At 64.0% G+C, this 5,126-nt stretch carries 4 protein-coding genes; 1 reads left to right on the forward strand and 3 read right to left on the reverse strand.

What is annotated here, in order from left to right; all coding sequences use genetic code 11:
- Positions 1–119 precede the first annotated feature (119 nt).
- From EN893_RS18225 to EN893_RS18235, 3 genes are all read right to left on the reverse strand, one after another.
- Positions 120–1,235, reverse strand: coding sequence for an ABC transporter substrate-binding protein (locus tag EN893_RS18225; RefSeq protein WP_023812803.1), 1,116 nt, complete (start codon positions 1,233–1,235; stop codon positions 120–122).
- Positions 1,236–1,302: 67 nt separating this feature from the next.
- A complete protein-coding gene (locus EN893_RS18230) occupies positions 1,303–2,397 on the reverse strand; it encodes an ABC transporter ATP-binding protein (protein ID WP_127267593.1) in 1,095 nt (364 codons plus the stop codon).
- Positions 2,398–2,516: 119 nt separating this feature from the next.
- The gene (locus EN893_RS18235; protein ID WP_013532647.1) at positions 2,517–3,413 is read right to left on the reverse strand and encodes a LysR substrate-binding domain-containing protein; all 897 of its coding nucleotides are present in this window, start codon (positions 3,411–3,413) and stop codon (positions 2,517–2,519) included.
- Positions 3,414–3,497: 84 nt separating this feature from the next.
- Between EN893_RS18235 and EN893_RS18240 the strand changes: the two genes are divergently transcribed.
- Positions 3,498–5,093 (forward strand): amidohydrolase, encoded by a 1,596-nt coding sequence (locus EN893_RS18240; RefSeq protein ID WP_164748712.1) that lies wholly within the window; start codon positions 3,498–3,500, stop codon positions 5,091–5,093.
- The last annotated feature ends 33 nt before the right edge of the window (positions 5,094–5,126 follow it).

Raw genomic sequence — 5,126 nt, forward strand, 5'->3', positions numbered from 1 at the left:
CGCGGAACGGCCAGGCATAGGCCAGGACAAGAAACAGGAGCAGCGGCGCCATCAACAGCGCCGCGCCCATCCTGTCGGAGAGATAGGATCTCATGTCGACCCGATTACCCCTGCCCTGATCAGGCCGAGATGATCTTGGTGTATTCGTCGAGCGCCGGCCCGTAGTTCTTGGCGTACCAGTCCATGTCGAGCGCGATCTGCTTCTTCATGTTCTCGGGATCGACCGGGTTGATGCGCTTCTTGTCGGCAGGGATCAGCGCGTCTGCCGCCGGGTTTGCAGGACCTTGGCCGAGCTTGTCGAACATGACCAGCTGCTTTTCAGGGTCCTGGGCACTGGCGATGAACTTCATCGCAGCGTCCTTGCCGCCGGGATTGCCCTTGAGCACGGCGAGCGCACCGGGCGAGATCAGGCCCTGGTCCCAGATGAACTTGATCTTGCCGCCGCTATCCTGCTCGATCAGTGAAGCGCGGGTCGACCAGACGATTGCCATCGAGGCCTCGCCATTGAGCAGCACGCTCTGACTTTCGGCGCCGCCACCCCAATAGGCAACGACGTTTTCCTTGAAGGCGGCGATCTTGTCATGGGCGCGCTTGAGATCGAGCGGGTAGAGCGACGCAGGCGCGATACCGTCGGCGAGCAGCGCCGCTTCCCAGCTCGACACGCCCCATTTGTAGAGCGAGCGCTTGCCGGGGAATTTCTTCACGTCGAAGAAATCGGCCATGCCGGTCGGCGCGTCCTTGCCGTACTTCTCGGAATCATAGGCGATGACATAGGAGAAGAAATAGGTCGAGGCGGCGTATTCCCAACCAAAGCCGGGCCGCATCTTCTTCTTGTCGACGATGTTGTAATCGATCGGCTCGAGAGCCCCCTGGGCGCCGAGCGTGATGGCCGAGAACGGATCGACATCGACGAGATCCCAGGTCGGCGCGCCGCTCTTGAATTGCGCGGCGATGGCACCTTCGGTCGGACCCGAACCGTCCATCTTGACGGTGATGCCGGTGTCCTTGGTGAAGGCCTGGCCATAGGCGGCATCGTAGGCGGTGATGGCATCGCCACCCCAGTTGACCAGCACCAGCTCCTTGGCCTGCGCAAAGGCACCTGTCGAGCGCAGCAGCATCGGCGTGCCGGCCAGCACGAGTGCCGCCAACTGTGTGAACTGCCGGCGCGAGATCTCACCGCGGCCTGCCCTGGCGGACAGGCTCTCGATGGCTTGTTTCTTGGTATCATGTGTCATGTCAGTTCCCCTTTTTTGTTGTTGATAGTGCCGGAATCGGTGCTGCGATATCTCGCCACACCGTTCGTCATTGCCCTCCATGCGGAAGGAGGAAACCCTTTTCCGCCGGCCAGGTGAGCCAGACGGAGTTGCCCTTGCTCAACGCCGCGGCAGCCACCTCGCTCGGCACCGAGACCGTGACCTTGGCGCCTTGCCGCGTCGTCAGGTCGAGCCGCGTTGCCGCGCCGAGATAGGTGGAGTTGGTGGCGGTAGCGGCGATCCCATTCTCACCATCTGCCGCCTCGCTCGATATCGACATGTATTCGGGCCGGATCGCCAGGATGGCATCGCCGCGCACGAGTTCGGCCTTGCAGCCCATGCTGACCGCGCGGTCCTCGCACAGGCCGGTCGAGCCATTGCCGGCAGGCTTGACCCCCTTCAGCGGCAGCATGTTGATCTCGCCGAGGAACTCGGCGACGAAGCGGTTGTCCGGCCGGTCGTAGACCTCGTCGGGCGCTCCAACCTGCAGCAATTTGCCGTGGTTGAAGATGGCAACGCGTGACGACAGCGCCAGCGCCTCGCTCTGGTCGTGGGTGACGAAGACGAAGGTGGTCCCGGTCTCCTGGTGCAGCCGCTTCATCTCGGCCTGCATCTGGCCGCGCAGGCCCTTGTCGAGCGCGGAAAACGGTTCGTCGAGCAACAGCACGCCCGGTTCGAACACCAGCGCGCGGGCCAGCGCCACACGCTGCTGCTGACCGCCTGACAATTGCGCCGGCAGTTTTTTCTCGTGGCCCTTGAGGCCGACGCGCTCGATCATCTCGCCGACGCGGCGCTTGATGTCGGCGGCCGATTTCTTGCGCACCTTGAGTGGGAAGGCGATGTTGGCTTCGACGCTCATATGCGGGAACAGCGCGTAGCCCTGGAACACCATGCCGGCGGCACGTTGCTCGGCCGGCCGGTCGGTGATGTCGACGCCGTCGCTGAACAGCTTGCCTTCGGTCGGCTGCACGAAGCCGGCAAGGATCATCAGGAAGGTGGTCTTGCCCGAACCGGACGGCCCGAGCAGGGTCAGGAACTCGCCACGGCCGATATCGAGCGACAGATTGTCCAGCGCACGGAATGAGCCGAAGCTCTTGCCGATCCCGATTGCCTTGATCTCTGCGGCACGGCCGGGTTGCTGCATACTGCCCTTTCCCTAACGCTTGTCGAAATCGTAGGCAGGGTGCCGGCTCACCGCAACCGAATAGTTTTCGCGTGATCGGCAAATTCCATTCATCTATGGCGAGATGTCGCCACCTGCCCTCAATACGGCAGAATGCGGTTCTCCTGGAGTTTCGACCGCAGCCATCCTGCGAACGCTTCCAGCACCGGATGCGAAGCCTTGGCGTGTTCGGAGACCAGGAAATAGGAACGCGGCGACTTGATCGCTATGTCGAACGGCCTGACCAGCCGGCCCTCGCTCAGCGCCCGCCGGCTGGTCAGTTCGTCGCCCATGGCGATGCCCTGGCCGGCAATCGCCGCCGAAAAGACGAGGTTCATGTCCGAAAAGAAGATGCCGCCCTCAATGTCGGGGTTTTCCACCTTGGACAGCGCCAGCCAGCGCGCCCAATCCTCGGTGTCATCGAGATGCAGCAGGTTGGCGCGCAGCACGTCCGACGGCCGGGAAAAACCACCGACCTTGTTGAGCAGTGTCGGGCTGCAGAGCGGCGTGAACGAGATTTCACAGAGCGGCTCGACCGCCCGGTTCGGCCAATTGCCGACACCAAACGCAATGAAGGCATCGGCATCGGCATTGCTGACATCGTCGAGCCGGCGCGGCGTCAGGATGCGCAGCGCCACGTCAGGATACATCTGCCGGAACTCGCCGATATGGGTGCACAAGAACAGCGAGGCGAAGCCGGGCGTGCAACTGACGGCGAACGAGCCGCCGACTCCGGTGCCGGCATCGCGCGTCACCGCGTCGCCCAGAACGGTGAGCGCTTTGCGCACATCGCTGGCGTAGCGCTGGCCGCGCGGCGTCAACGCCACGCCCTTGCCGATGCGTTCGAGCAGGTCGAAGCCGAGGTCGCGCTCCAGCAGGCGAAGCTGATGGCTAACAGCGCTGCGGGTTAGGTGCAACTCGTCGGCGGCGCGCCAGACGCTGCCGTGGCGGGCGAAGCTGTCGAGCGCGCGCAGCGCTTGTGTCGATGGTATACGCAAGGAACCTCAGGTGAACCGAATTTGCACGAACCGGGAAAACATATCACTTTTTAGCGACCCGCTTCACTGCTTTCTTCTCATGCCATGGAGAAACCGGTGGCCACCTCGGCGCAAGCAACCGCCCTTGCCTGTCTCGACGGCATCCAGCCGTTGTTGTCCGCGTGGACACGCACCATCTTCGATTACGGCGAGACCGCGTGGCGGGAGTATCAATCAGCCGCCTGGTATGTCGAGCGGCTGAAACTCGAAGGCTTTTCCGTCGAAGAAGGCTCCGCCGGCATGCCGACCGCCTTCTGCGCGCATTGGACCAACGGCCCCGGCCCGACCATCGGCATGTACGCCGAATACGACGCGGTGCCGGGCAATTGCCAGGATGCCGCTACGGTCGAGCGTCCGCGCCGGGGACTTGGCAACCAGGCCGGCGGCCACACCGACCCGCATTCCGGCCTCGGGATTTCGAGCCTCGGCGGGCTGCTGGCGACCAAGGCGGCGATGCAGCGCCACGGCATATCAGGCACGCTGCGCTTCACCGGCGAGCCGGCGGAAAAGGTGCGCGGGTCAAAGCCGATCCATGCCGCCAAGGGCTATTATGACGGCCTTGCCGGCATGATCTCCTTTCATCCGTTCTACATGCTGCCGCTCTGCAACACGGCGCGCTGGGACACGCATTGCGGCGCGGCCTACGCGATGATCTATCGCTTCATCTGCGACCAACCGGAGCGCTGGGCGCTGGCTGCGGGTGCTGCACCCATTCCGCAAGCACATTCGGCGGCGCGCGCCCCCGGCGCCAACGACGCATTGATGATGATGTACATGGCCTCCAAGGCTCTGCGCGATTCCATGCTGCCGCACCAGGGCGGCTGGTCGATCAGCGAAGCGATCCTGACGGCGGGGCAAGCAACCGCCGACAATTTGCCGGCGGGGCTGGCCGAGATCCAGTACATGATCCGCGTGCCGACGCTTGCCATGGCCGAGCAGGTCACCGCGGTGCTCGACCGCAATGCCGAGGCCGCTGCCAGCATGAGCGGCTGCCGCCATGAGCGGCATTGGGTGTCGAAGTCACGACCGGGACTTGCCAACCATGCCATGGCCGAAATCGCCTATGAAGCGCTGTCGACGGCTGGGCCGCCGCGCTGGGACGAGGACGCCAAGGCAGTTGCCCGCGAAATACAGGTCAATGCCGGGCGCATGGCGAGCGACGAGCCGTTCATCGAAGAACTCGAGCGCTTGATCGAGCCGCAGGCGGCGGAAGCGATCCTGCGCCGCGATCTGCCGCCCTCGCAAGTCAATTCGACCTCCGACGATTACACCGACATGAGCTGGCATACGCCGACAGCGCGGTTCTATGTCGCCCGCCCGGCGCTGCGTTCGGAGACCGGCTACCCCTATCCGGCATGGGTGATGAATGCGCTGGGCGGCATTTCGGCGACGATCGACCCGATGGTCATCTGCGCGTCCAAGACGGTCGCGCTGGCGGCGCTCCGCCTGCTGGAAGACCAGACCGCCCGCGATGCGGCGATGAATGAATTCGTCGCCCGCACCGGCGGCGGAATCGGCGGCTCGAACTGGATCGCCCCGCTCTGTGACTACGAGCCGCCTATCCATTTTCGCTGGCCTGAATATGTCACCACCCCGCGCGGACGCGACTGGTGGATACCGAGCATTCCCCAAGCCAAATGACCGCCGATCTGATCACGAGGAGAACCCCATGAC

It is taken from the genome of Mesorhizobium sp. M7A.F.Ca.CA.004.04.2.1 (assembly GCF_004022825.1).
GTDB lineage: Bacteria > Pseudomonadota > Alphaproteobacteria > Rhizobiales > Rhizobiaceae > Mesorhizobium.

What these genes read in the sequence shown, in the direction of transcription:
- EN893_RS18225 (WP_023812803.1), bottom strand. Translation starts at nt 1,235, where the DNA reads ATGACACATGATACCAAGAAACAAGCCATCGAGAGCCTGTCCGCCAGG.
- EN893_RS18240 (WP_164748712.1), top strand. Translation starts at nt 3,498, where the DNA reads ATGGAGAAACCGGTGGCCACCTCGGCGCAAGCAACCGCCCTTGCCTGT.
- EN893_RS18230 (WP_127267593.1), bottom strand. Translation starts at nt 2,397, where the DNA reads ATGCAGCAACCCGGCCGTGCCGCAGAGATCAAGGCAATCGGGATCGGC.